The 23,074-nt window shown below is 60.1% G+C and carries 19 protein-coding genes and 4 tRNA genes; 14 read left to right on the top strand and 9 right to left on the bottom strand.

Annotated features, from left to right (window positions below; translation table 11 throughout):
- The first annotated feature begins 1 nt into the window (after position 1).
- The 8 genes from NTD81_RS03420 to NTD81_RS03385 are packed head-to-tail and all read left to right on the top strand — an operon-like array spanning position 2 to position 10,765.
- Positions 2-1,990, top strand: a complete 1,989-nt coding sequence (locus NTD81_RS03420; RefSeq protein WP_262179438.1) for a GumC family protein — start codon at positions 2-4, stop codon at positions 1,988-1,990.
- Positions 1,990-3,177, top strand: a complete 1,188-nt coding sequence (locus NTD81_RS03415; RefSeq protein WP_262179436.1) for a glycosyltransferase — start codon at positions 1,990-1,992, stop codon at positions 3,175-3,177. Before NTD81_RS03420 ends, NTD81_RS03415 begins: the two co-directional genes overlap by 1 nt.
- Entirely contained in the window at positions 3,167-4,492 is a 1,326-nt protein-coding gene (locus tag NTD81_RS03410) for a GH39 family glycosyl hydrolase (RefSeq protein WP_262179434.1), read from the top strand. The genes NTD81_RS03415 and NTD81_RS03410 overlap by 11 nt, the downstream gene beginning before the upstream one ends.
- Before the next feature lie 8 nt (positions 4,493-4,500).
- Positions 4,501-5,709: a glycosyltransferase family 4 protein gene (locus NTD81_RS03405; RefSeq protein WP_262179432.1), complete on the top strand. Its 1,209-nt coding sequence runs from the start codon at positions 4,501-4,503 to the stop codon at positions 5,707-5,709.
- Positions 5,700-6,803, top strand: a complete 1,104-nt coding sequence (locus tag NTD81_RS03400) for a glycosyltransferase family 4 protein (RefSeq protein ID WP_262179430.1) — start codon at positions 5,700-5,702, stop codon at positions 6,801-6,803. Before NTD81_RS03405 ends, NTD81_RS03400 begins: the two co-directional genes overlap by 10 nt.
- Positions 6,804-6,805: 2 nt before the next feature.
- Positions 6,806-8,236 (top strand): O-antigen ligase family protein, encoded by a 1,431-nt coding sequence (locus NTD81_RS03395; RefSeq protein WP_262179428.1) that lies wholly within the window; start codon positions 6,806-6,808, stop codon positions 8,234-8,236.
- Entirely contained in the window at positions 8,237-9,643 is a 1,407-nt protein-coding gene (locus tag NTD81_RS03390; RefSeq protein ID WP_262179426.1) for a lipid II flippase MurJ, read from the top strand. It begins immediately after the preceding gene.
- 57 nt (positions 9,644-9,700) lie between these two features.
- Positions 9,701-10,765, top strand: coding sequence for an acyltransferase family protein (locus tag NTD81_RS03385; protein ID WP_262179425.1), 1,065 nt, complete (start codon positions 9,701-9,703; stop codon positions 10,763-10,765).
- Between the two features lie 233 nt (positions 10,766-10,998).
- Here the strand turns inward: NTD81_RS03385 and NTD81_RS03380 are convergent, their stop codons facing one another.
- Positions 10,999-12,372, bottom strand: a complete 1,374-nt coding sequence (locus NTD81_RS03380) for an aspartate aminotransferase family protein (RefSeq protein ID WP_262179423.1) — start codon at positions 12,370-12,372, stop codon at positions 10,999-11,001.
- 139 nt (positions 12,373-12,511) lie between these two features.
- Here NTD81_RS03380 and NTD81_RS03375 point away from each other — a divergent pair, with 139 nt between their 5' ends.
- From NTD81_RS03375 to NTD81_RS03360, 4 genes are all read left to right on the top strand, one after another.
- Positions 12,512-12,784: a hypothetical protein gene (locus NTD81_RS03375; RefSeq protein WP_262179421.1), complete on the top strand. Its 273-nt coding sequence runs from the start codon at positions 12,512-12,514 to the stop codon at positions 12,782-12,784.
- 330 nt (positions 12,785-13,114) lie between these two features.
- Positions 13,115-14,029: a LysR family transcriptional regulator gene (locus NTD81_RS03370; protein WP_262179419.1), complete on the top strand. Its 915-nt coding sequence runs from the start codon at positions 13,115-13,117 to the stop codon at positions 14,027-14,029.
- Positions 14,030-14,695: 666 nt separating this feature from the next.
- Positions 14,696-15,265: a hypothetical protein gene (locus NTD81_RS03365; protein ID WP_262179417.1), complete on the top strand. Its 570-nt coding sequence runs from the start codon at positions 14,696-14,698 to the stop codon at positions 15,263-15,265.
- 313 nt (positions 15,266-15,578) lie between these two features.
- Positions 15,579-16,730 (top strand): GGDEF domain-containing protein, encoded by a 1,152-nt coding sequence (locus NTD81_RS03360; RefSeq protein ID WP_262179415.1) that lies wholly within the window; start codon positions 15,579-15,581, stop codon positions 16,728-16,730.
- Positions 16,731-16,781: 51 nt separating this feature from the next.
- Here the strand turns inward: NTD81_RS03360 and argE are convergent, their stop codons facing one another.
- The 8 genes from argE to NTD81_RS03320 all read right to left on the bottom strand — a co-directional run bounded on the left by argE (position 16,782) and on the right by NTD81_RS03320 (position 21,343).
- Positions 16,782-17,930: an acetylornithine deacetylase gene (gene argE, locus NTD81_RS03355; protein WP_262179413.1), complete on the bottom strand. Its 1,149-nt coding sequence runs from the start codon at positions 17,928-17,930 to the stop codon at positions 16,782-16,784.
- A gap of 289 nt (positions 17,931-18,219) precedes the next feature.
- Positions 18,220-18,894 (bottom strand): DUF1028 domain-containing protein, encoded by a 675-nt coding sequence (locus NTD81_RS03350; RefSeq protein WP_262179412.1) that lies wholly within the window; start codon positions 18,892-18,894, stop codon positions 18,220-18,222.
- On the bottom strand, positions 18,891-19,325 hold the full coding sequence (locus tag NTD81_RS03345) for a RidA family protein (protein ID WP_262179410.1): 435 nt from the start codon (positions 19,323-19,325) through the stop codon (positions 18,891-18,893). The genes NTD81_RS03350 and NTD81_RS03345 overlap by 4 nt, the downstream gene beginning before the upstream one ends.
- Before the next feature lie 26 nt (positions 19,326-19,351).
- Positions 19,352-20,653, bottom strand: a complete 1,302-nt coding sequence (locus NTD81_RS03340) for a flavin-containing monooxygenase (RefSeq protein ID WP_262179408.1) — start codon at positions 20,651-20,653, stop codon at positions 19,352-19,354.
- Between the two features lie 258 nt (positions 20,654-20,911).
- Positions 20,912-20,987, bottom strand: a tRNA-Gly gene (locus tag NTD81_RS03335).
- Positions 20,988-21,036: 49 nt separating this feature from the next.
- A tRNA-Glu gene (locus tag NTD81_RS03330) sits at positions 21,037-21,112 on the bottom strand.
- A gap of 44 nt (positions 21,113-21,156) precedes the next feature.
- Positions 21,157-21,232, bottom strand: a tRNA-Gly gene (locus NTD81_RS03325).
- A 35-nt stretch (positions 21,233-21,267) separates the two neighbouring features.
- Positions 21,268-21,343, bottom strand: a tRNA-Glu gene (locus tag NTD81_RS03320).
- A 223-nt stretch (positions 21,344-21,566) separates the two neighbouring features.
- Here NTD81_RS03320 and NTD81_RS03315 point away from each other — a divergent pair.
- Together NTD81_RS03315 and NTD81_RS03310 are read left to right on the top strand one after the other, a co-directional pair.
- A complete protein-coding gene (locus NTD81_RS03315; RefSeq protein ID WP_262179406.1) occupies positions 21,567-22,337 on the top strand; it encodes a hypothetical protein in 771 nt (256 codons plus the stop codon).
- Positions 22,338-22,381: 44 nt separating this feature from the next.
- Positions 22,382-23,044, top strand: a complete 663-nt coding sequence (locus NTD81_RS03310) for a glutathione S-transferase family protein (RefSeq protein WP_262179404.1) — start codon at positions 22,382-22,384, stop codon at positions 23,042-23,044.
- The last annotated feature ends 30 nt before the right edge of the window (positions 23,045-23,074 follow it).

Raw genomic sequence — 23,074 nt, 5'->3', positions numbered from 1 at the left:
CATGATCGAAATTCGTTCCTTACGGGATCTGCTGCGCTTGCTGTTTATCTTCAAGCGCGAATTCAAACTGGCGGCGCTCAGCGCCCTGGTGATTATCGTGCTCGGCGCCTTCTTGCTGCCGGCCAAATACGAATCCAACGCGCGCCTGCTGGTCAAGCCAGGGCGCGACTCGACCCTGCCGATTGAAATCAGCAACCGCCAAGCGCTGGTCATGCCCAGCACCCAACGCGACCCGATTGTCGATGAAGAACGCCTGCTCACCGGCCGCCCCATCGTGCGCCAAGTCGCCGAGCGCTATCTGGAAATCCTGGCTAATCAGCAACCGCCGTCCGGCCTGTGGAAACGCGGCAAGTGGTACATGAAAAAAGCCTTGGGCGCGGTCATTGACGGCGCCCGCATCACCTTGGAAACCCTCGGGGTGATCGAAGAAACCACCGCCGTGGAGCGCTTGGCCAAAGACCTGGAAAAGAAGTTCGAAGTCAGCCACGCCGCGGGCTCCACCGTGATGGAAATCAGCTTCACCTGGGGTGAACCGGATGTGGCCCAGGAAGTGGTTAAAGTCTGGATCGACATCTTCCTCGAAGAACGCACCCAAGCCTTGGGCCGCAAGAGCCTGTACACCTTCTATGAGGCGCAAACGGCGGAAAGCGCGGCGCAGATCAACAGCTACAAGGAGCAGATCCTCAAGCACCTTAACCAGATCGGCGCGGCCAGCATTAACGACCGTCTGCAAGACCTCTCGGAGCGCATCAACATCCTGCGTGGCGAGCGCTTTAACTCGGTGCGCCAGATCGCGTCCTCCGACAGCGCCATGGCGGTCACTCGCCAGCAGTTGCAAGGCCTGCCCAAGGAAGTGGTGACGGTCCGCCAGATCGCTCTCAACCCGGCACAACAAGACCTACGCCGTCTGCTCAACCAGAAGCGTTTGGAACGTGCCGACATGCTGCGCACTTACACCGATGAAGCACCGCCAGTTAAGGCCTTGGATGCGTCGATCAAGTCGCTGGAGCAGAAGGTGCATGACGAAGGCGACACCGTGCAAAGCTCGGAAGACCGCGCGCCCAACACCCTGTCGGTGCATCTGCAGCGCGTGCTGCTGGATGAAGCCAGCAACAACGCGGCCCTGCGCAGCCAACTGGCACAGCAAGAAAAACAACTGAGCGAACTGGAAAACCAGCGCCGCCAGGCCCTGGAAATTGAACCGACCCTGACCCGCCTGCAGCGTGAGCTGCGCAGCACCGAGCGCAACTACGCGCTGTATGTCGACAGCCTGGAAAAATCGCGGATCGACCGTGAGCTGGATAAGAGTCAGATCAGCAATATCTCGGTGATCGAAGAAGCCACCTTTAACCCTGGGCGGATCTTCCCGAAAACCCTGTTGATGCTGCTGTTGGCCCTGCCCTTCAGCATCGCCGTGGGCCTGCTGGTGGTGTACCTGTGCTACCTGCTCGATCAGCGCATCCACGATGGCGGCCTGGTCGAAGAGAAACTAGGCCTGCCGCTGTGGACCACCCTGCCGGAGCTGAACAACAGCACCGCGCAAAGCAGCAACGCCTTTACCGCCAGCATCTACCGCCTGTACGGCTTGCTGCCCAATGCACGCATTGAGCAGCAAGGCCTGACCCTGGGTTTGACCTCGGCACGCCACGGTGAAGGGGTGAGCTTTATCATCGAGCAACTGCGCCAACTGCTGGAAGAAAACCACGTCAAAGTGCGCGTCGGTGGCGCGCCAGCACAGCCTGGTGAGGTGGTGTTGCTGGATGCCCCGGCGCTGCTGAGCAGCCGTGATGCCTTTATCAGCCTGCGCGGCGCCGACTTGATCGCACTGGTGGTGGAAGCACAGGAAAGCACGGTGCCGACCGTTGAGCATGCGCTGTCGATCCTGACCACTGCGTTTGGCAAAGTGGATGGCATCATCATCAACCGGCGCCGCTTTGAAGTGCCGGGTAAAGTGCTGCAAACCATCGCCCGTTACCGGAGTGCGTTCTAATGCGCATCGCCCTGCTCGCGCCGTTACCGCCGGAGAAAAATGGCATTGCCGACTATGCCATGCACCTGCGCAACGCCTTGCAGGGCTTGGCTATCGAGGTGGCTACACCGCTGGCCGGGGTCGCCAGCGACAGCGCCAGCCTGCATCGGGCGATTGCCGCGATTGACTGGCAGCAGTTTGATCTGGTCCATGGCGAATTGGGCGGTGGCCGCCTCGGTGAGTTTATCGCCCTGGCCGAGCTGCGCCGGCGTTACCCCAACTTGCCCCTGAGCGCCACCGTGCACGACCCGGAACGCATGGTCTGGCGCCGTGAGCGGCTGCCCTGGCCACTGCGTTTGCTCGAGCGTCTGCCCAGCCCGCTGCCACAAGCGGCCGTGGTCTTGGCCGACCCGCTCACCCTGCGCGAGGAGCGCCAGGTAGCCCAAGGCCTGACCCGCTTAGTCACCCTCACCCAGTTGGGCGCGCAGCGTTTAACAGAACGTATGCAGCTACCAGCGGGCAAAGTGGCGGTGATCAACCACGGTAACTTGGATATTGCGCCAGCGCCCTTGCCGCCCTTGGATACCCTGCGTTTGCTGTACTTCGGCTTTATCTATCGCGGCAAGGGCATCGAGGATTTACTCGCCGCCCTCGCCGGGGTGTTCAAACAAGCGCCCGAGTTTCGTCCGCGCCTGCGCCTGACTTTGGCCGGTGGCACGGCAGCAGAAATGGCCTTCGGCAGCGGCGGTAATTATCTTGAGCAGTTACGCGAGCAAATTGACAACCTCGGCCTTAGCGATGTGATCGACTGGCGCCTGAACCTGCCGGCAGCCGAGATCGCCCAGACCATTCAGGCTCACCATGTGATGGTGCTGCCGTACCGCGAATCGAAAAAGCTCGGCTTGCTCGGCCAGCAACGCGGCACCAGCGGCGCCTTGTCGTGGGCGGCAGCCTGTGGCCGGGGGGCGATCACCTCGGATGCCCGCGCCTTTGCCGAAGAAGTGGCCAGTGGCAATGGCGCGATCTACGCCCAAGGCGATGTGGCGGCGCTCAGCGCCCAGCTGCTTAACCTGGCGCGCCAGCCCAGCCTGGCCCAGGCGTGGGCCGAACGTGCCAGCGTCATAGGCCAGGAGCGCAGTTGGCCGCGTACCGCATTAAGCTTTCAAGCCTTGTTCAATCAGATGGTAGGGACTGCCCATGGCGCGTAAAACTCTGTTTAGTGTGTTCGCCCTGGCCTTGGCCGGTGTGGCTGTACTGGGGTTGTGGGGACGTCCTGCCGATGCCCAAAGCCAGGTGCTCAAAGCCCCCCGCGCCGTGGTGTGGAAGGACTTTTTAGGGGTCAACGCGCAGTTCTTGTGGTTTAGCCCTGAGCGCTATCACAAGCAGATAGAGCGTCTGCACGAACTGGGCCTCGAATGGGTACGCCTGGATCTGCACTGGGACCGGATTGAGACCGGCGAGAACGAATTCCAACTGGCCACCCTCGACCAGCTCACAAAAGACCTGAAAGCCGAGCAGCTGAAGTCGGTGTTTTACCTAGTCGGCTCGGCGCGTTTTATCACCACCGCACCCTTCTATTCGCCGTACCAAGATCAATACCCGCCTGAGGACCCGCAGGTGTTTGCCGAGCGCATCGCGATGCTCGCCAAGCGCTACCCCAGCGTCGATGCCTGGCAGGTGTGGAACGAGCCTAACTTGCAGGGATTCTGGCGCCCCACGGCTGACCCTGAGGGGTATGCCAAGTTACTCGAAGTCAGCACCCAGGCCCTGCGCCAGGTGGATGCCAACAAGCCGGTAGTCGGCGCCGGCATGGCGTTTTTCAGTGAAATGCCCGATGGCCGAACCATGCTTGATGCCCTGAGCAAACTCGACACGCCACGCCTGAGCACAATCGTCAGCTACCACCCTTACACCCAGTTGCCGGAAGGCAATCAGCCCAGCAATCTGGACTTCGTGGCCAAGACCCAAGCCCTCAACCAGAGCCTGCGCAATGATGGCGTGCCGGCAATCTGGAGCACTGAGTGGGGTTGGTCTGCCTATAAAGGCCCGAAAGAAGCGCAAGACATCATCGGCGTCAAAGGCCAGGCCGATTACGTGCTGCGTCGCCTGGCGTTGATGAGTGCGCTGGATTACGACCGTATTTTCCTGTTTACCCTAAGCGATCTGGATCAGCGCGCCAGCGTGCGTGACCGTGATTACGGCTTGCTCGACCTAGAAGCCAATCCCAAGCCGGTGTATCTGGCCCTGCAGCGCTTCTTGAAAGTCACCGGGCCTAAGCTGCTGCCGGCAGAACCGCCCTTGACTGAAGATGCGCCGGAAGGTTTGTTCAGCATCGGCTGGACCCGTGAAGACGGCCAGCATGTCTGGCTGTTCTGGGCTGCCGACGGCGGTACAGTGAGTCTGCCGGAGGTCAACCAAGCGACCCTGCATGACCCGTTAAGCGGCAAGGTCACGCCGTTAAGCGCCAATAGCGGCCTTGCCGTGCCGGTGCTGCCGAGCTTGCAAATGCTGGTCTGGAAGTGAGTAGAAGCATGCGCATTTTGTGGATCTTGCCCTACTCCCCCTGGCCCACTACCAGCGGCGGCAAAACCCGTCAGTATCAGCTGCTGCGCAGCCTGGCTGCGCGTGGTCAGCGCATCACACTGCTGGTGCACAGCAAGCAGCCGTTGAGCGACGCAGAGCGGAAAATGCTCGAGCCGCTGCTAGAGCGCTTGATCGTCGTTCCGCGCCGCTCGCTGCGCAGCCTGCGTACCTTGTTTGCCGCCTTATTCGCGCCTTATCCGCTGCTGGCCAGCGTCAACGGCCTGTCCCCACAATTACAGACGCAAGCGCGCCAGTTGCTGCAAGAACCGTGGGACGTGGTGCAGATCGAGCACAGCTATACCTTCCAGCCCTATGAGCAGCCGCTGCGTGAAGCTGGGCAAGCCTTTGTCCTCACCGAGCACAACGTGGAGTCGAGCCTAGGCGCTGCCACTTACGACCGTCTGCCGCGCTGGGCCTGGCCGTTTATTCGCTATGACCAATGGCGCTATCGGCGTTGGGAGCGCCGCGTGATGGGCCAAGCGGCGCAAGTGATCGCCGTCACACCAAAGGACGCCGAGGTCCTTGGCGACATGCTGGGGCGGCGCCTGCCAGTGGTGGTCAATGGCGTGGACTGCGAGCACTTTGCCGCCGCCAGCGCCAAGCAAGACAGCCAACGCCTGCTGTTCCTGGGTAACTACGAATACGCCCCCAACGTTGACGCGGTGCAGTGGATTCTCGATGAAATCATGCCGCGCGTGTGGGCCGGCGCGGCCCATGCACGCATCAGCATCTGTGGCTATGCCCTGCCTGAGCAGTGGCGCCAGCGCTGGCCCGATGCACGTATCGAGTGGCAGGGGTTTGTCCCGGATCTGCTAGAGCTGCAGTCGAGCAGCACCCTGTTTCTCGCCGCCCTGCGCCATGGCGGCGGCTCCAAGCTCAAGGTGCTGGAAGCGCTGGCCGCCGGTTTACCGCTGGTGAGCAGCAGCCAAGGTGTGTCGGGCCTGGACCTGCATGCCGGCAGTGACTATCTGGCCGGCGAAAACGCCGCGCAATTGGCCAGTTCCGTGCTGCGCGTGCTCAACGATGGTGAATTGGCCCAACGCTTAGCGACCAGAGGCCGCGCCTATGTGCGTCAAAGCCATGACTGGAGCGTCGCCGCCAGCCAGCTGGAACAGGTCTACGCCAGCCTGAGCAAAGAGACCGAGCCATGCACATAGGGCTGGACTACCGCACCGTCGGCACCTCGCCGCACTCCGGCATCAGCCGTCAGGTGTATGCCATGGAGCAAGCCCTGGCGCAGCTGCCGGACACCCAAGTAACGCGCTTTGGCGTGGCACCGCTGGAAGATCCTTTACGCCAGGAAGTGCAGTGCCCGAGCTGGGGCTGTGCGCGCACGGCGATGCACCAGCCGCACCAGCGCCTGCGCTTTGAAGCCGGTTTTTTACCGCGCGCCCTGCGTGAGCAGCATATTGATCTGTATATCAGCACCTTCAATATGGGCCTGCCGCTGCCACCGCGGCCCAAGGGCGTGCGCTACGCCTTGCTGATCCATGATCTGTTCCAGATCAGCCTGAAGAATTACCACGCCAATCGCCTCAAGGCGACCATCTACCGGGTCAGCGATTACCTGTCGATTGCCTACTCGCTCAAAGCGGCTGACCGTATCTGGACACCCTCGCAGTACAGCGCCGATGAAGCCGCGCGGCTGTTCCCCAGCGTGCGCGACAAATTGCGGGTGCTGCCCAATCAGGTCGATGGGTTTACCGGTGAGCCGGCGGATCTCAGCGCCTTGGCCCTGCCTGAGCGTTACTGGTTAGTAGTCGGCACCCGCGAGCTGCGCAAAAACGTGCCCTGGTTTGTGCAGGCCTGGGCCAAGGCACGCAACCAGTCCGCCAGCGTACCGCCGCTGGTGCTGCTCGGCAGCCTTGAGCACCTGCCGCCTGAGCAACGCAGCCTGCCCGGCATCCACGCGGTAAGCGGAGTTGATGACGCCCAGTTGCATGCCCTGTACCGCCAGGCCGAGCGCCTGTGGCAGCCGTCTTATGCCGAAGGTTTTGGCTTGCCGGTGGTCGAAGCCTTAAGTGTCGGCACCCCGGTGGCCGTGGCCACTGGTACCTCCTTGGATGAAGTGACGCCGCCGCAGGCCCCGCGCTTCTCGCCCCATGACGGCCCGGCTTTAGAACAGCTGATGCTGCGCCTGGCTGACGCGCCCCGCGAAGCCTGCGCAGCGCAACTGCAAGTGTGGGCCAGCCGTTTTAACCGCCAAGCCTATCAACAACGCCTGGCCGAACTGATTGAGGAATTAGGTTGAAAATGTCGTTGGGTCATCTGCTCGCGGCGCTGTTTGGCGTCGCGTTCGGCATTGCCTTGCTCGCCCTGACCCCGGCCAAAGCCGGTGCGGCGCTGGTGGGGATCGCGGCGGCAGTCACCATCCTGCGCTTCCCGTTTTGGGGGCTATTGCTGTTCGCCCTCGTGGCGACTTTTATGCCCTATTCCACGGTCAACCTCGGCATCCGCTCCACGGTCAGCGAAGCGATTCTGGCGCTGACCTGGGGCGCGGTGATGTGGCACGCCTTTCTCTCGCGCCTGCCCAGCGTGCCGGGGCTGCACCAGCGCTCCACCGAACACATGCTGCTGTGGCTGATGCTGTTCAGCGTCCTGCCCTTTATGGTCGGTCAGGTCAGTATCAAAGCGGAGGGCAGCGGCCTGTCCAGTTGGCTGCGCTGGTTGCTTAACCTGTCCCTCGTATTCCTCGCCGGGCGCTTGCTGATTGAGCGCAAAAACCGTGAAACCCTGGTCATCGCCCTGCTGCTGGGCACCCTGGCCATGCTGCTGCTGTCGATCGGCGTGTTTATCCGCTACCGCTCCGCCTCGGGCATGACCTCAATCCTGACCATGTTCAACTACGGCAACCTCGATAACCTGGAATTCGGCCTGCAGGCGCTGTCGTCACGGATGGGCTCGCCGTGGATGCACCCCAATGCCACGGGCGGGGTTATGGCCCTGCTGCTGCCCTTGGCGTTCTGCTACGGCATCGCCAATGAAGGCTGGCGGCGTTTGCTGGGCCTGGCGGTGGCGGTACTCGGCGCGGCGGCGTTGCTGCTGGCCAGCTCCCGCGGCGCCATGCTCAGCCTGGCCGCGGTGCTGTTCTGGATGTCACTGCGCAAGGTGCCCTACACCGGGCGTCTGCTGCTGTTGGGCGCGGGCTTGATGGTGGTGCTGGTGCTCAGCTATCCACCGCTGCAAGATCGCATCGCCACCATGTTCTCACCAAGCAACGCCAGTACCGAAGTACGCTTCGACGAATACCGCATGTTCCCCAAAGCCGTGGCGCGCTATCCGCTGGGGATTGGCTTCAAGGTCGATCCACCCGTGCCGGGCACCGACCTGCTGGGCATCTCCAACCTGTGGCTGAACTACATGTACAAGATCGGCTTCGGCGGCATGCTGCTGTTTATCGCGGTGACCTGGCGCTGGTGGAAGGAGGCGCGGCCAGAAGCCGGGCCGATTCGCCTGAACAAAGACAACGCGATCTGGCTGGGCAGCACCGGCGGCATTCTCGCCGCCTTGGTCAGCGGCCTGTTCGACCACTACTTCAGCTTTGCCGTGGTGATGATCGGCCTGTTCTGGCTATTGGTCGGCATCAACCTCCTGGAGGCACGCCGGCTGTTCCCGGCGCGCCAGCCGCAGAGCAAAGCCGTCGGCTACCGCAAGCTGCAGCGTGACCGGCGGAGTAGCGTCTAGGTGCTGGGCGCGGCATTCTGGCTGACCCTGGCCACGCTGCTGGGGCTGTGCCTGGGCTTTGCCCGCGAGTGGCTGCTGGTGGCGGCCTGGGGCGCCGGCGAGCGCAGCGATGCGTTTTTGATTGGCCTGTTCCTGCCGGAAGCACTGCGTATGTCGCTGGCCGGCGGGGTGCTCAGCGCCGCGGCCCTGCCGCTGTTTTTACAACGCGAAGAAGCCCAGCGCTGGCACTGGTTTGCCGCAATCATGCCGGCATTAATGGCCATTGCCCTGCTTCTCAGCCTCCTGTTGATGATCACCGCGCCCTGGCTGGTGCAGCTGCTCGGCCCTGGTTTGGCGGCGAGCGCCAGTGCCCAGGCGGCAAGCAATTTACAGATTCTCGCCTGGTGCGCCCCCGGCCTGCTGTTGCACGCGGCGCTCAGCATTCCCTTGCAGGCAGCTGAACGCTTTGTGCTGGCCGGCCTTGGCTCGTTGTTATTCAACCTGCCGCCGGTGGTGTATCTGGCCCTGCATGGCCAGGCCAGTGACAACCATGCCTTGGCCATGGCCTGCGTGCTGGGCAGCCTGCTCATGCCGCTGGTGCTCCTGCCCGCGCTGTGGCGCCAAGGCTGGCGGCCCTGGCAGTGGCGCTGGGCGCGGGCGGAGCTGGCCGAGCTGGGCCAACGCATCGGCCCCTTGCTGCTCAGTAATGGCGCCAGCCAGGGCTTGGCGTTGATCGAACGCTTAGTCGCCTCGCTGCTCGGCGAAGGCGCGGTGACTTGGGTCAATCTGGCGCGCAAGCTGATGAACCTGCCGCTGATTGCCCTGATGAGCCTTAATCAAGTGCTGCTCGGCATGCTGAGCCGGCGCCAGGATGGCGAGCGCCTGGCCCTGCTGCGCCGGGGTTTAGAAACCGCCAGCTTATTAACCTTGCCCGCCGGGGTGGGACTGGTCGCCGCAGCGCCAAGTCTGGTCAGCCTGTTGCTGCCACAACAAAGCGCCGACTCGCCACTGCCCGCCCTGCTTGCCTGGTTTGCCCTGCCCTTAGTGTTTGGCGCCTGGAACGCCCTGCTCGCGCGTTATGCCTACGCCGCCGGCGACACCCGCCTGCCGCTGCACTGTGAGCTGTTGGGCAGCGCGCTGAACGCCGCCTTGCTGTTGCTTTTACCTTGGTTGCTCGGCTTAGCCGGCATTCCCCTAGCCGCCTTGGCCGGTGTGCTGGCCACAGCCTTATTGCTGATGCGCCGCCAAGGCCTGAGCGGCGTATTGCCCTGGCCACGCCTGTGGCTGCTGCAAGCCTTGGCGCTGGGCGCCGCAGCCGGGTTGTTTAGCCTGCAAGACCTCTGGCTCCAGCTGGCCTTGGGCACCCTCGCCGGCTTGCTCTGCTTGCTGGTCATGGGCCTGTGGCTGCGACCATGGCGCGCCGCCTAAGAGCCGGCCCGTGCTGAATTATTTCGACCAACGAGCCCATTAAACAGGAGTTAAACGGTGAAACAACGCTGGATTCAAATGGATGTAGCCCGTGGCGTGGGCATCTTAATCATTGTCTTCGGCCATGGCTGGTTTGCCGCCAGCTCACCGGATGTGATTTACCCACTGCTGTCGGCGTTTATTCTGCCGTTGTTCTTCTTTATCTCCGGGGTGTTTTTCAGCATCCAGCAACCCTTCGGTGAAATGGCGCTGCGTAAGGCCGACGGCCTGGTCAAACCGTTTTTGGTGACCATGCTCGGCTATGTGCTGGTGCGTGACATTATCCGCGGCCAGCCCCTGCTGCCGGATATCGGCGGAGTGCTTTACGCCTCGGTGGAAACCCTGCCCTGGCAAGCCTTGTGGTACTTGCCACACTTCTGGGTGGCCATGCTGCTGTCTTGGCTGATGCTGCGCCTGATGCAGCGCCTGGGCCTGTCGCTGCTGACCAGCTGCCTGCTGCTAACCGCGCAGCTGCTGCTTGGCGTGTATTTCCTTAAAAGCTTCTGGCACCTGCCGGTCAGCTTTGGCCAACACAGCTTCGAGTTGCCCGGCCTGCCCTTAAGCCTGGACGTGATTCTGGTCAGCAGCGCCTTCTTTATGTTCGGCTATCTGCTACGCGAGCTGTTGCGCCAGCACCAAAGCTCAGTGTGGACTTTCGCCATCGCGTTGGCGGTGACCACCTGCTGCTTCCTGGCCCACCCAGCGGTGATGGACTTAGCCCAGCGCCGCTATGATCACTGGTTCTGGACCAGCATCCAGGCCGTCAGCGGCGTGTATCTGTGCTGGGCATTGTCGGGCCTCATGATGAAGCTCGACTGGCTGGGCAAGGTCATGACCTATATCGGTCAATCGACCCTGATCCTGCTGATCTTCCACGGTGAGATCCAACACAAAAGCTTCGACTTCCTCCTGCGTCACGGCTGGAGCGAAGTACCTGCCGCCACACTGGCCCTGGTCATCGCCGTGATCGTGCCACTGCTGATAGGCGAAGTGATCAAACGCATCCCGCTGCTGCGCGCCCTGTACCTGCCCTTCCCGGTCAAACGCAAACCGGCACCTGCCGCCCCCAGCACCAGCCAGTAACGGCAACGGCCCGGTACGTCCGGGCCCGCTCCGTGCACCTGGCTCATAAATGGCTGCCGCACCCCAACTACCACCTGCTCTATCACTTCTAGCCGCCATGCCTTTCTAGCGAGAAGGCAGGCTGGTCAGCTCCTGGAGGAAGACCTGCGCCAGCGCAATCTGTAGGTGCCAGCAGGTTTGGCCCTAACCCTGCGGGTGCATTGAGGGCAGTCTGTGTGCGGCTCTGCTCGTCGTTACAGCAAGCCCAACTCGCGACCGGTGCGGTCCACCGCGCGGCGGGTTTTTTCGACTAATTCATCCAGCTCGGCGTGGCTGGCCACCAGCGCCGGCGCCATGATCATGCGCCCGGCGGTGGAGCGAATAATCAGGCCCTCATCAAAGCCAACGGTGCGGCAATGCCAGGCAATGTCGTTCTCGTTGGCGAAGCGTTTACGGCTGCTTTTGTCTTCGGCAAATTGCAGTGCTGCGACCAAGCCCTGACCTTGGATATCGCCAATCAGCGGGTGCCCGGCAAAGGTCTCGCGCAGCAGTTTTTGCAGATAAGGGCCGCTGTCGTGTTTAACCGCCTCGACGATTTTTTCATCGCGCAACGCGGTCAGGTTGGCAATCGCCACGGCCGCCGCCACCGGGTGGCCGCCATAGGTCAGGCCGTGGGCAAACACTCCGCCCTTCTCCACCAGCGCCTCGGCGATGCGCTTGCTCAGCACCAAGCCGCCCATGGGCACGTAGCCTGAGGTCAGGCCCTTGGCAATGGTTAAGGTGTCGGGCTCAAAACCGAAATGCTGGTGGGCAAACCACTCGCCAGTACGCCCAAAGCCGCCGATCACTTCATCGGCGCACAACAGCACATCGTACTGACGGCAGATGCGCTGAATTTCCGCCCAATAATTGGCCGGCGGGAAGATCATGCCACCCGCGCCCTGAAAGGGTTCGGCAACAAACGCCGCGACGTTTTGCGCGCCCAGCTCAAGGATTTTGCTTTCCAGTTCTTGCGCAGCCTTAAGGCCAAAATCCGCCTCACTCAACTCACCGCCCTGCACGTAATAGTGCGGCTCGCCGATATGGGCGAAGTCCGGCAGCATGCCACCCATCTCGTGCATAAAGTCCATGCCGCCCAAGGCCGTGCTGCCCAAGGTGCTGCCGTGGTAGCCGTTCCAGCGGCCAATCATGATGCGTTTTTGCGCCTGCCCAACCACCTGCCAGTAACGGCGCACGGTGCGGATCAGCACCTCGTTGGCTTCTGAGCCAGAGTTGGTGTAGATGGCATGGCTGTAGTGGCTCGGCAGCAGGCTAAACAGCAGCTCAGACAACTCCACCACGCGCGGGTGGGTGGTGTGGAAGAACAGGTTGTAATACGGCAACTCTTGCAACTGCCGGCTGGCGGCAGCATTGAGGTCCTTGCGGCCATAGCCTAGGGCGGTACACCAGAGGCCCGACATGCCATCCAGATAGCGCTTGCCGTCCGTATCCCAAAGGTTCAGCCCCTGACCTTTGCGGATCACCAGAGCGCCTTCGGCGTTAAGGGCTTTCTGATCCAAAAAGGCGTGAATATGGTGCGCCGCATCCAGCGCCTGATACTGCGCAGTGGTGTGTGTGCCGGCAGTCATTAGACAGTCTCCAAGTCGTTCACAACATGGGCTCTCCCTCTAACGCAGCTGGGGCCCAGTGAGTTTTAGTTGGCGCTATGGGTCGATGGCATACAGCGTCGAGTCGTGCCTGGATCCTGGGCATCGACGCGGTTGCACGATGGCGGTTGAAATCCTCGCGCCACAGCGACGCAGCCAAGGCGTACTGGCTGTCGTTGGCCGGCTGCACGGCAGGCTCAAGACAGTTGCTGGAGTCGTTCAAGCAGCGCGGCTTCCCAACACAGGCCAAAGTGGCGCCGCAAGCTTGGGCTTGCTCGATAAAGCGCTGTTGCCAGTGGCTAAGTTGCAACATCTGCCTCCCCTCAACGGCCATGAGCTGATGGTGGCGCAAGGCAAGACACAGGCAAATTATCAAAAATGTTCTTGGTCCTAACAAAAAGACTATGAACCCTGCGCCACAACGGGGCAGCACCCTAAGCCTGGTGCCGCGCCCGCACTGCGCGACCAAAGTGCCGTGCGTCTTGGCGCGCAGCAGCCTGTGCTGACCGATCGCGGCCAGACACCTGCGCCTTGATGGTGCAGACTCAAGCCACAAGCACCTGCCCCAGCGCCTGTGTAGCGCGGCCGCGGGCAACTCCAAACAAGCGTGCACAATATTTGCTATAGCCAAGCAAGCACCGCAATCAGCCGCGCCAACGCGAATGCTGAGCACGGGCAAAACCCATCCGCCGGTGGGGCCAATAAGAATCCATGAGGTAGAGCTGTGGCTGCTTATTCATTGCGACAACTACGTTACTTCGTCACCACCGTGGAATGCGGCAGCGTGGCCGAGGCTTCGCGCAAGCTGTATATCGCCCAACCGTCGATTTCCACGGCGGTCAAAGGCTTGGAGGAAAGCTTTGGCGTACAGCTGTTGATCCGCCACCACGCCCAAGGCGTGTCCCTTACCCCCTGTGGCGCACGCTTTTACCGCAAAGCCCAAGAACTGCTGCGCATGGCCAAGGAGTTTGAACAAAACGCCTTGGCCGACAACGACGTGGTGGCCGGGCAAATCGATATCGGCTGTTTCGAAACCGTCGCCCCGCTCTATCTGCCCAAACTGATCGCCGGCTTTCGTGAGCGCTATCCAGGGGTGGAAATCCGCGTGCATGACGGCGAGCAGCAAGAGCTGGTGCAAGGCCTCACCGGTGGCCGCTTCGACCTGGCCATCTTTTACGAACATGACCTGGACGGCACCATCGAAACCGAACCATTGATGCCACCGCAACGTCCCTACGCCCTGCTCCCCGAAGGCCACCGCTTTGCCGGCCAGGAACAGGTGTCGCTGCGCGATTTAGTACTGGAACCGATGATTCTGCTCGACGTACTGCCGAGCCGTACCTACTTCGTCAGCATCTTCGAAGAGCTGGGCTTAACCCCCAATATCATCTTCAGCTCGCCGTCGATTGAGATGGTGCGCGGCATGGTCGGTCAGGGCTTTGGCTTCTCGGTGCTGGTCACGCGTCCACAACACGACATGACCTACGACGGCCAACGGGTGGTAGTGGTCAATATCAGCGACGCCGTCACCGGCTCCGGCCTAGTGGCCGCCTGGCTCAAACGGGCGCACCTGACCAAGCCCGCACAACTGTTTGTCGAGTACTGCAAGGAGCAGTTTGCCTCTGTCGACAGCCACTAAACCCGACATTGGCTGAACGCCACTGCGCTGAAAGCAATCACCTGATCGATGTAATCAGCCGGCCTGGCCAAAGGCCGGCCCCGTGATAATGAGTCGAGCGTATTACGCCAAGAACCAACAGCCTTCAGCCGCCAATAGCAACTGCCGCCAAGGCTAACAATGCTAATTGCTCTAGCTTCTAAGAACTTGGTACAAAATATCCAGCAAGTGATTAAAATCACCAATTAACTCTATATTTACCTAAATCAAGCAGCCTTATTAAAACCCACCCCAGAAAGCTGAAATATTCAGATAATTCATAATCAACGCATCGAGCAAAAAATCAAATCAAAACCAAATCAAAATACAACCCAAGATATAACAAAGCACTATATACAACCCCAACCACCCATAACAAACAACCCGCAACAACACTATATATCCAGCACTAACCCTCTAAACAAATACCCGCAACAGGCCTTACAACAGGCAATCCATCCTGCGCAAGCCGCAGCCCTGCTGACTCATATCAAAATTATCGACCATTACCAATAAAGCAACAAACACCCGTACCAAAACACTACAACCAATCCAAAGCCAATTATGCGCAAATAGTATTTATTATCAGATAATTATGGGCGTACAAGTTTTCCGGCAGCATAACTTTCTCTACAAGGAAATAAAATCATGGCTTTCGGTAAGGACTCCCACGTTTATGTGGCCAATAATACATCCGGTGATATCAGTGTCATTGCCGCACCTAACCCTAACTGGGCAATCGCCGATTTTCTGTTTGATATTGCCGCCCTCACCACGGGTTTGACTGAAATAAAATCCGCGGTCACGACGGCTGAGCTACCCGCACAGATCAAAACCTTCTCTGACTTATCTAACTTACTCTCTGTCAGCGCCAAACTTTTATCCGGCACCCTCAGCGCCGGCTCACGTCAGACTGAGGCGGCCAAAGCCGTGATCGAGCAAATCAACAAAAAAGGCTACAAGATTAAAAACGGCGAATTTAAAGATGTTTTCGAAAAAAACTTTCTGGATATATATCTAAGCCCAAGCGGTTACGCCGGTCTGTTAGGGGCTGCTACTGTCACCCTGCTGATTTACTCCAACAAACTGGTCAAAACTGCCCACTTCAATACTGATCCAGATAAATCCTGGCTGGCGGAAAGCCAAGGCATCTGGGCGGTCAAATACGGCTCTATCTGGCAGAAAACCGGTAATACTCCAGAAAACAAGTGGACTTAACCCACCTAAGCGCACCTTACCCCTGAGCAGTGCCTTTGCCGCTATCGTTGCCCCTGCGAGCCAGCAAAGGCTTCAGTCCACACGCCAACATCATCGGGGCTCACCCAACAGCCCCCACAAGCCAGGCTCAGTCCCTAGAGTCATTGCCTCCAGCAGGTTATGTTCGCCCGCAAATTTGCGCTGGCAGAGCAGCTGTTGGGCGGCGCGGGGAGTCGTGCGATAAAAAGATTTTTATTGAGGTACTTAAGTGCCAATAGGCTAAGATACAACTTTGCCTCACTCGGGCGCTGCTTAATCAGAGTCTGCCAGACTGATGATTGCTCACACTCAAACTCTGTTCGGTTCCATTGCTCTGGTAGCAGTGATTACCGGCAGCTGCCTGGCCTTAGCCGGCCAACTGAACAGCCGCGACGGTATGCTCACCACTGGCCTGGGCATGCTGTCCCATGCATTGGCCTATGTCGGCTATACCCTGTTCGGCCATGCACCGATGTGGCTGACCTATGTGCTGGCCAACACGCTGCTATCCGCTGCCCTGGCCTTTTACACCGTCAGTATTCCGCTGATTCGTGGCAAACGACCGCCCTGGCGGCGGGCCTTTGCCCTACCGCTGCTGCTGGGTGTAGTACTCAGCCTCCTGATCAATACCGAAGGCCCACGCCAGCTATCGGCCTGCGCCGTGCTCCTGCTGCAGTGCATGATCATCATCTACTACAGCCACCAATACGCCCTGCCCGCAGGTCGCGCGCATCGGGTACTGATGCTTGGCGCCGCAGTCAGTCTGCTTGGCTTGGGCATTCGCGTGGTGGTGATCCTCAACAACGCGCCGGTTGAGATGCACTATGACGTGAGCAATCTCAAGCAAACCATTTCGATTGCCATCGGTGCCGTGACCATCATCATGCTGTCGTTCGGCTTGGTTCTGCTGTCGCGCGAACGTATCGAGGCTGACTTAAAAAGCAACGCGCTCAACGATCCACTCACCGGCATCGGCAATCGCCTGTCGATCTTGGAGCAACTGCAAGATGAGCTGGAACGCAGCCAACGCAGCGATTTACCCCTGTCCGTGGTGATGCTGGATATTGATCACTTTAAGCAGATCAACGATCAGCACGGCCATCTGGCCGGCGACCAGGTGCTGCGCCACTGCGTGCAACATCTGCAGCACCGCCTACGTCGCACCGATCGGATCGGCCGCTACGGCGGTGAAGAATTTCTCTTGCTGCTGCACAACACCGACGCCTTAGGCGCGCTGGACCTGATCAAGGAGCTGCGTCAGTCTCTCAATGAGGCGCCGGCGGTGATTGAGGGCAAGCCAGTACCGGTGAGCTTCAGTGCCGGTATCTGTACGCCCAATAAGCACACCCCCGAAGACGTTACCTCGGTGCTGCTCAAGGCCGATGGCGCGCTGTATAAGGCCAAGAATGCGGGCAGAAACACGCAAATGCTGGCCGAAGCTATTTGACCTAAACCGCTCGCGGCACACGGGCATCGCATCACACACGTCACCCGCGTTTTAGCTCATCCACCCGCACAGGCGCTCAAGCCAAGCGTCGCATGCGGCCAACTGCGTCAGGCTGACGTACTCATCGGGCTTATGCCCCTGCTCCATACTGCCAGGGCCGCAGATCACGGTGGCAATGCCGGCGGCGTCAAACAGCCCACCTTCGGTGCCAAAGGCCACGGTGCTGGCCTGCGCGTCGCCACACAGCAGCTTGAGTAATTGCGCGGCCGCGCTGCGCGGATCAGTGAGCAAGCCGGGGTAGCTGGACAGCTCGGTAAAATGAATCTGGCTCGCCTGATTCACCGCGCGCATTTGCGGCAGCAGCTCGTCGCGGGCATAGCTTTGCAACTCGCCCAGCACCTGGGCCGGGTCGTCCGCCGGCAAGGCGCGCATTTCGAAATCAAAGCGGCAGTGCTCAGGCACGATATTCAGCGCCCGGCCACCGCTGATCACGCCGGTTTGCACAGTGGAATATGGCGGATCAAAACGCCCATCGTGGCGCTCAACAGCGGCCAGTTGACTGCCAATTTCACCTAGCTTGCCGATCAGCTTGGCGGCGTATTCGATGGCATTGACCCCTTGCGGTGCGTAAGCCGAATGACAAGCCGCGCCATGCACATCGCAGCGCATGGCCAACTTGCCCTTATGGCCCAGTACCGGCTGCATTTGCGTGGGCTCACCGATCAGACAGATCGCCGGGCGCTCAGGGCTGGCCTCAAGCCACTCAAGCAAACTGCGCACGCCCAGGCAGCCGACCTCTTCATCGTAGGAGATGGCGATATGCAGCGGCAGACGCAGAGGCTGGGCGAGAAACTGCGGCAAGCTGGCCAACACGCAGGCGATAAAGCCCTTCATATCCGCCGTGCCGCGGCCATACAGACGGCCTTGCTGCTGCGTCAGGGCAAAGGGCGGCACAGTCCACGCCTGACCATCCACGGGCACCACATCGCTGTGCCCTGACAGCATCACCCCACCGGCACCCGCCGGGCCTAACCGGGCATACAGATTGGCTTTGCTGCGCTCGGGGTTAAACAACAATTGGCTACTAATGCCTAGGTCGCTCAGATAACGCTGCACATAGTCGATCAGCGCCAAATTAGATTCGCGACTGGTGGTGTCGAAGGCGATCAGGTCGGCGAGTATCTCGCGGCTGGACGGCATGGCTAGCTCTCGTGGTGAAGATGGACAGCGGTTACTGACGCCAAACAGACGCGCTTAGCGTCATGCGCCCAGTCGTTGTGGGAGTCTTGCTAACGGTGGCTGGCTACGGCCAACCACCCTACAGGTTGTGACATCACTTACGGCTTAGCTCTGGGCTAAATGAATCGACCCATAAGCCCGGTGGATCAGGTACAGGGTGCAGCCGCCAGCCAGCAAAGTCCTCGAACATCACCGCGCCAGACATCGTCAGCCACCGGCGTTGTACAAAACCCGCTTCGCAATACCCGGCCTACTCATCCCCCGGCACGCCATAGCTCGGCGCCGTTGTAGGGTCTAAGGCGCGGGTGATGTAGTCATTCAGTTGCGGCTTATAGGCTTGCCACAAAGCTTGCAGCTCGCCGATGGGGTCCTGCTCAGCCCAATCCACGCGTAAATCCACAATCGGCCAGAGCAAATCACCGACCACACTCAACGCGGCTGAGTGCACCGGCCCGGCTTCACCGCCGGCGGCCATGGCCGCGTGCATAGCAGCTAACAAACGCTGGGGTAAACCGCCGGCGCTTTGCTCGAAGGCCTCAACCATGGCTTCGATCACCGCAGTGCTACTGAGCAAATTACCCGCAGCCACGCACTGCTCGCCGGCTACAGCATGGTGCACACCCAAGGCTTCGCTGCCGGTAAACAGCGCGGTCTGCCCCTGGTCATCGATCACCGCCACTTGCCGGTAGGCCCCATAGCCATTGCTGTCCAACGCCTGTGCCAAGGCGTCAGCGGGATCAGCCCCTGCCTCCAGACGATCCAGAATCTGCGGCCCCAGTGCCGGCAGCGTGATGTTTTGTGTCGACACCGCACCCACGCCTGCGCGCAGCCACGGGCAGCGGGCGCCCACAGCAATGCTCGAAGAACTGATGGCGATGCCCAGCTGGCCGGTTTCGGCGCAGCGCCCCACGATAGAAAAGGTCATGGCTGCGGCGCTCCTTGCCAGTCTTCAGGGATTACCGCGATGACATCAATTTCCATCAACCACTGCGGCTGACCTAGGGCTGAAACCACCAAGCCGGTGGAAATCGGAAACACCCCTTTAAGCCACTTACCCACCTCCTGATAGACCGGCTCGCGGTAGCGCGGGTCGATCAAATAGGTGGTGGTCTTAACGATATGGGACAGGTCGCTGCCCGCCTCTTCGAGCAACTGCTTGACGTTCTTCATCGCCTGCTCGGCTTGCGCGCGGGGGTCACCGAGGCCCACCAGATTGCCGGCGAAGTCAGTGCCAACCTGGCCACGCACATACACCGTATTGCCCGCGCGCACCGCTTGGCACAGGTCGTTATCGAGAGTCTGATTGGGGTATGTCTCACGGGTGTTAAACATACGGATACGTTGATGAGTGGGCATCTGTGCTCTCCAAAAATGGACGGCGCTTAGCGCTCGCCGGCGCCACGGTAGGCTTGGTATTTGCGCTGGGTGGCAATGTGGTCGGCGACATGTTTGGCGTCGTGCCACACCCCCCAAATAAAGGTCGAACCGCGCCGCGACAGCCACGGCAGGCCGACAAAATAAAGGCCCGGCTCACTGGACACACCGCGCTGATGCTGCGGCTTGCCTTGGCCGTTGAGCGCCGTGGCCGGCAGCCAACTGAAGTCCACGCCATACCCCGTGGCCCAGATGATGCTGGTCACGCCTGCGGCGGCTAAATCCAAGTGACGCAGTGGCTGGGTGACACACGCCGGCATGGGCAAAAACTCCCGAGCACTGGGCTCAGGCGGCAAATCCAGACCGTTGCGCTCGATATAGGCATCGGCCGCATCGAGCAGCTCCAGGTAGTTCTCATCGCCTTTTTGGATGTTCTCGGCCAGGTTATTGGCAAAAGCCGCCTGATTGCCTTCGATGGTCTCGGTCAACCCCACCAAGGTGATGCCCTGCTGGGCCAACTCGCGGAAATCAATGGTGGCGCCGCCCCGCGCACCACTTACGGCAATGGTCACATGCTCCTTACCGGGCTGCGCGGCCTCCAGATCCCACAGTCCCAACACGCCTAACCACCAGCAAAAATCGCGCTGCCGATAGCGTCGTGGGGGCCGGTCATGGGCACCGACGGACAGATACACCTGGCGCCCCGAGCGCTGCAGTTCATCCGCAATCTGCACCCCGGAGGAACCAGCGCCGACCACCAGCACCGCACCAGCTGGCAGCTGCTCGGGGTTGTAATACTGCGCCGAGTGAATCTGCGTGATACCCACCGCGCCCTGGGCGATAGGCGGAATAATCGGTTTTTGAAACGGCCCGGTGGCGCTGATCACCCGCCGCGCCTCAATCACCCCGGCACTGGTCTGGACGATAAACCCCGGGCTAGTAGGATGACGCTGCACCTGAGTCACAGTCACCCCAGTGACAATCGGCGAGTTATTCAGCGCCGCATACGCCACAAAGTAATCGGCAATTTGCTCTTTAGCCGGGAAACCATCGGGGTCGACGCCGGCAAACTCCAGCCCCGGGAAACGGTCATGCCAGGCCGGACCATTAGCCACCAAGGAGTCCCAGCGGCCAGTGCGCCAGGCCTCAGCAATGCGGCTGCGCTCCAACACCAAGTGCGGCACGCCAAGTTTGCCCAAATGCTCACTGGCGGCCACCCCTGCTTGACCGGCGCCGACCACCAAGGTGTCGATCTGCTGCGGCAAGCTCACCGCGTTTGCCACGCGCTCAGGCGCACTGTGCTCAGTCATGGTCTGCCTCTAATGCTGACTAAATAGGTCTGAGCACATTCTGGGCAGAGTGAAGAAGTAGCGAAATTAGGTTTTTTGTAGTCGCTGCCGAGGGAAATACTCAAGGCCCCGGCCGACTATGGGCACGCCGAGGAATCAGACGGCCAAGCCGCAACGCAATTAGCCCCGCGATGATGGCTGGACAAGGCTTAAACACCCGCGCGAGATAAAAATGGCAGGCACAAAAAAGCCGCTCATTGAGCGGCTTTTTTGTTTATTTGGAGCGGGAAACGAGACTCGAACTCGCGACCCCGACCTTGGCAAGGTCGTGCTCTACCAACTGAGCTATTCCCGCGTGTAACTTGGTCAGGTGACCTCAACAACTATCACCCGGTATCACTAAATGGCGTCCCCTAGGGGACTCGAACCCCTGTTACCGCCGTGAAAGGGCGGTGTCCTAGGCCACTAGACGAAGGGGACCTGGAACTTATTTTGCTGAAGCGCTTAAGGCGATCCGGCGAATCTGGAGCGGGAAACGAGACTCGAACTCGCGACCCCGACCTTGGCAAGGTCGTGCTCTACCAACTGAGCTATTCCCGCAAATACAACTTGGTATGCTCACTTCATTTAAGAAGTGGCGTCCCCTAGGGGACTCGAACCCCTGTTACCGCCGTGAAAGGGCGGTGTCCTAGGCCACTAGACGAAGGGGACGCTGCCCGGAAAACAACTCACTTTATCCGGCTTCCCTCGCTCCGCTTTCTGGCTTTGCGCTGGAAGTGGCGCGCATTCTATGGAGCCTTTCCCCACTCGTCAACACCTTGGCAAAAATATTTTAAAATCAATGACTTCACTACCGATGTTGGCGTGCCACTATCAGCTTCCATAGATAGGCACTACACTCGGGCAAATTTCGGTGACCGAGGCTCCCTCCCCCATGTCCCCAGTGGCTATAACCATTTTGATTGTCGGCGGCATTGCGCTCCTGATGGCCCTTGCCTACCTCAACCATATGGTTGAGAACAATAAACTAGAGAAGGCCCGGCTTAAGGCTGACCTGACCGATCGCCTGCGCCGCTGCGCCGATTTAGCAGAAACCCTGCCCGGCCAGTTAATGAGCCCGGCGCTTAAATTGTCCCTCGCACGCCTGCAACTGCACTTCAGTGAGCGCCTGCTGCCGCTAGATAAAGGCAGTGTGGCACTGAAAAGCGCTATGGAAGAGTTACGCCGACAGATTGCCTTAGGCGAAGCCATCCCCGTCGCGAATCCGCCCCACTCGATTTTGACCGAAGCTAAAGCTAAAGACGTGCGCTTCCAGCTCGAAGGCCTGCACAACACCTATGTGCGGGCAAGCAAAGAAGGCTTGGTCAATGCCAAAGAAGCCAAACACTGGCTTAAAGAGATCCACCATATGCTGGTGCAGGTGCATATTGAGTTCTTCACCAATATTGGCCAGCAAGCACTCCAGCAGAACCGCCCAGGCCAAGCGCGCCTGGCCTTTGAGCGCGGCGCTCAATACCTGCGCAAACAGCAAGATCCCGCGCCTTATCAAAAGGCCCTGCAAAAATTTGAAGAGCAACTGGCCCGCGCGAATGCCTTGGTGCTGGAAAACATCAAACCCGGAACCGCCGAGGAAAGTGAGCTGGACGCTGGCTTGCAGTCGCTGGATAGTGAAGACGAGTGGAAAAAGAAAAACATTTACGACTGACCCTATTGGGCCTCTTGCCCATTCCCTAGCCGCCGAGAGTAGCCATGAGCCTGATCGTTTACGGAGCCCCACTGTCGCCGTTTGTGCGTAAAGTTCGTTTGTTTCTTGCCGAACTCGACCTTGAGTACCAGCTGGAAATCATCCGCCCGTTTGATCAGCCCGAGTGGTATTACGAGCTCAACCCACTGGGACGCATCCCCGCGTTGAAAGACGGCGACCTGCGCCTGGCCGACTCCAGCGTGATCTGCCAGTACCTAAGCGACAAGCACCCTGAACGGCCCAACCTGCTCGGTGACGCCCCGGCGCAACGGGCGCAAGTGCGCTGGCTGGAAAAGTACGCCGACTATGAACTGGCGCCGCAGTGCACCTTCGCCATTTTCCGCAATCGCACGTTAAAGCCCCTGATGGGCCAGACCTGCGATGAGCAAGCAGTGCAAAGCGCGCTGCAGGAAAAACTGCCTAAGCACTTTGACTACCTGGAAAACATCTTAGGCGAACAACGCTACTTTGTTGGCGAGCGCCTGAGCCTGGCGGATCTGGCGATCGGCTGCCAGCTGATCAACATGGAGCACGGCGGCGAAGTTCTGGATGCCCAGCGCTGGCCACAGCTCAGCGCCCATTTCGCCCGTTTCAAACAGCTTGCGAGTGTGCAAGCCGCCCTCGCCGGCGAACAGCGCATGCTGGCAAAAATGACCGGCAAAGTCTAAACAGCGCACTCCGCTCTGGCAGACAGGCTG

Origin of the sequence: Pseudomonas sp. 5P_3.1_Bac2, assembly GCF_025465995.1 — a bacterium.
Taxonomy (GTDB): domain Bacteria; phylum Pseudomonadota; class Gammaproteobacteria; order Pseudomonadales; family Pseudomonadaceae; genus Aquipseudomonas.
This window is presented reverse-complemented; position numbering and strand designations above follow the sequence as displayed.

Bases quoted from the DNA above. Each gene is read 5' to 3' on its own strand.
- NTD81_RS03420 (WP_262179438.1), top strand. From the start codon at position 2: ATGATCGAAATTCGTTCCTTACGGGATCTGCTGCGCTTGCTGTTTATC.
- NTD81_RS03415 (WP_262179436.1), top strand. From the start codon at position 1,990: ATGCGCATCGCCCTGCTCGCGCCGTTACCGCCGGAGAAAAATGGCATT.
- NTD81_RS03410 (WP_262179434.1), top strand. From the start codon at position 3,167: ATGGCGCGTAAAACTCTGTTTAGTGTGTTCGCCCTGGCCTTGGCCGGT.
- NTD81_RS03405 (WP_262179432.1), top strand. From the start codon at position 4,501: ATGCGCATTTTGTGGATCTTGCCCTACTCCCCCTGGCCCACTACCAGC.
- NTD81_RS03400 (WP_262179430.1), top strand. From the start codon at position 5,700: ATGCACATAGGGCTGGACTACCGCACCGTCGGCACCTCGCCGCACTCC.
- NTD81_RS03395 (WP_262179428.1), top strand. From the start codon at position 6,806: ATGTCGTTGGGTCATCTGCTCGCGGCGCTGTTTGGCGTCGCGTTCGGC.
- NTD81_RS03380 (WP_262179423.1), bottom strand. From the start codon at position 12,372: ATGACTGCCGGCACACACACCACTGCGCAGTATCAGGCGCTGGATGCG.
- NTD81_RS03375 (WP_262179421.1), top strand. From the start codon at position 12,512: ATGGCGGTTGAAATCCTCGCGCCACAGCGACGCAGCCAAGGCGTACTG.
- NTD81_RS03365 (WP_262179417.1), top strand. From the start codon at position 14,696: ATGGCTTTCGGTAAGGACTCCCACGTTTATGTGGCCAATAATACATCC.
- NTD81_RS03360 (WP_262179415.1), top strand. From the start codon at position 15,579: ATGATTGCTCACACTCAAACTCTGTTCGGTTCCATTGCTCTGGTAGCA.
- argE (WP_262179413.1), bottom strand. From the start codon at position 17,930: ATGCCGTCCAGCCGCGAGATACTCGCCGACCTGATCGCCTTCGACACC.
- NTD81_RS03350 (WP_262179412.1), bottom strand. From the start codon at position 18,894: ATGACCTTTTCTATCGTGGGGCGCTGCGCCGAAACCGGCCAGCTGGGC.
- NTD81_RS03345 (WP_262179410.1), bottom strand. From the start codon at position 19,325: ATGCCCACTCATCAACGTATCCGTATGTTTAACACCCGTGAGACATAC.
- NTD81_RS03340 (WP_262179408.1), bottom strand. From the start codon at position 20,653: ATGACTGAGCACAGTGCGCCTGAGCGCGTGGCAAACGCGGTGAGCTTG.
- NTD81_RS03315 (WP_262179406.1), top strand. From the start codon at position 21,567: ATGTCCCCAGTGGCTATAACCATTTTGATTGTCGGCGGCATTGCGCTC.
- NTD81_RS03310 (WP_262179404.1), top strand. From the start codon at position 22,382: ATGAGCCTGATCGTTTACGGAGCCCCACTGTCGCCGTTTGTGCGTAAA.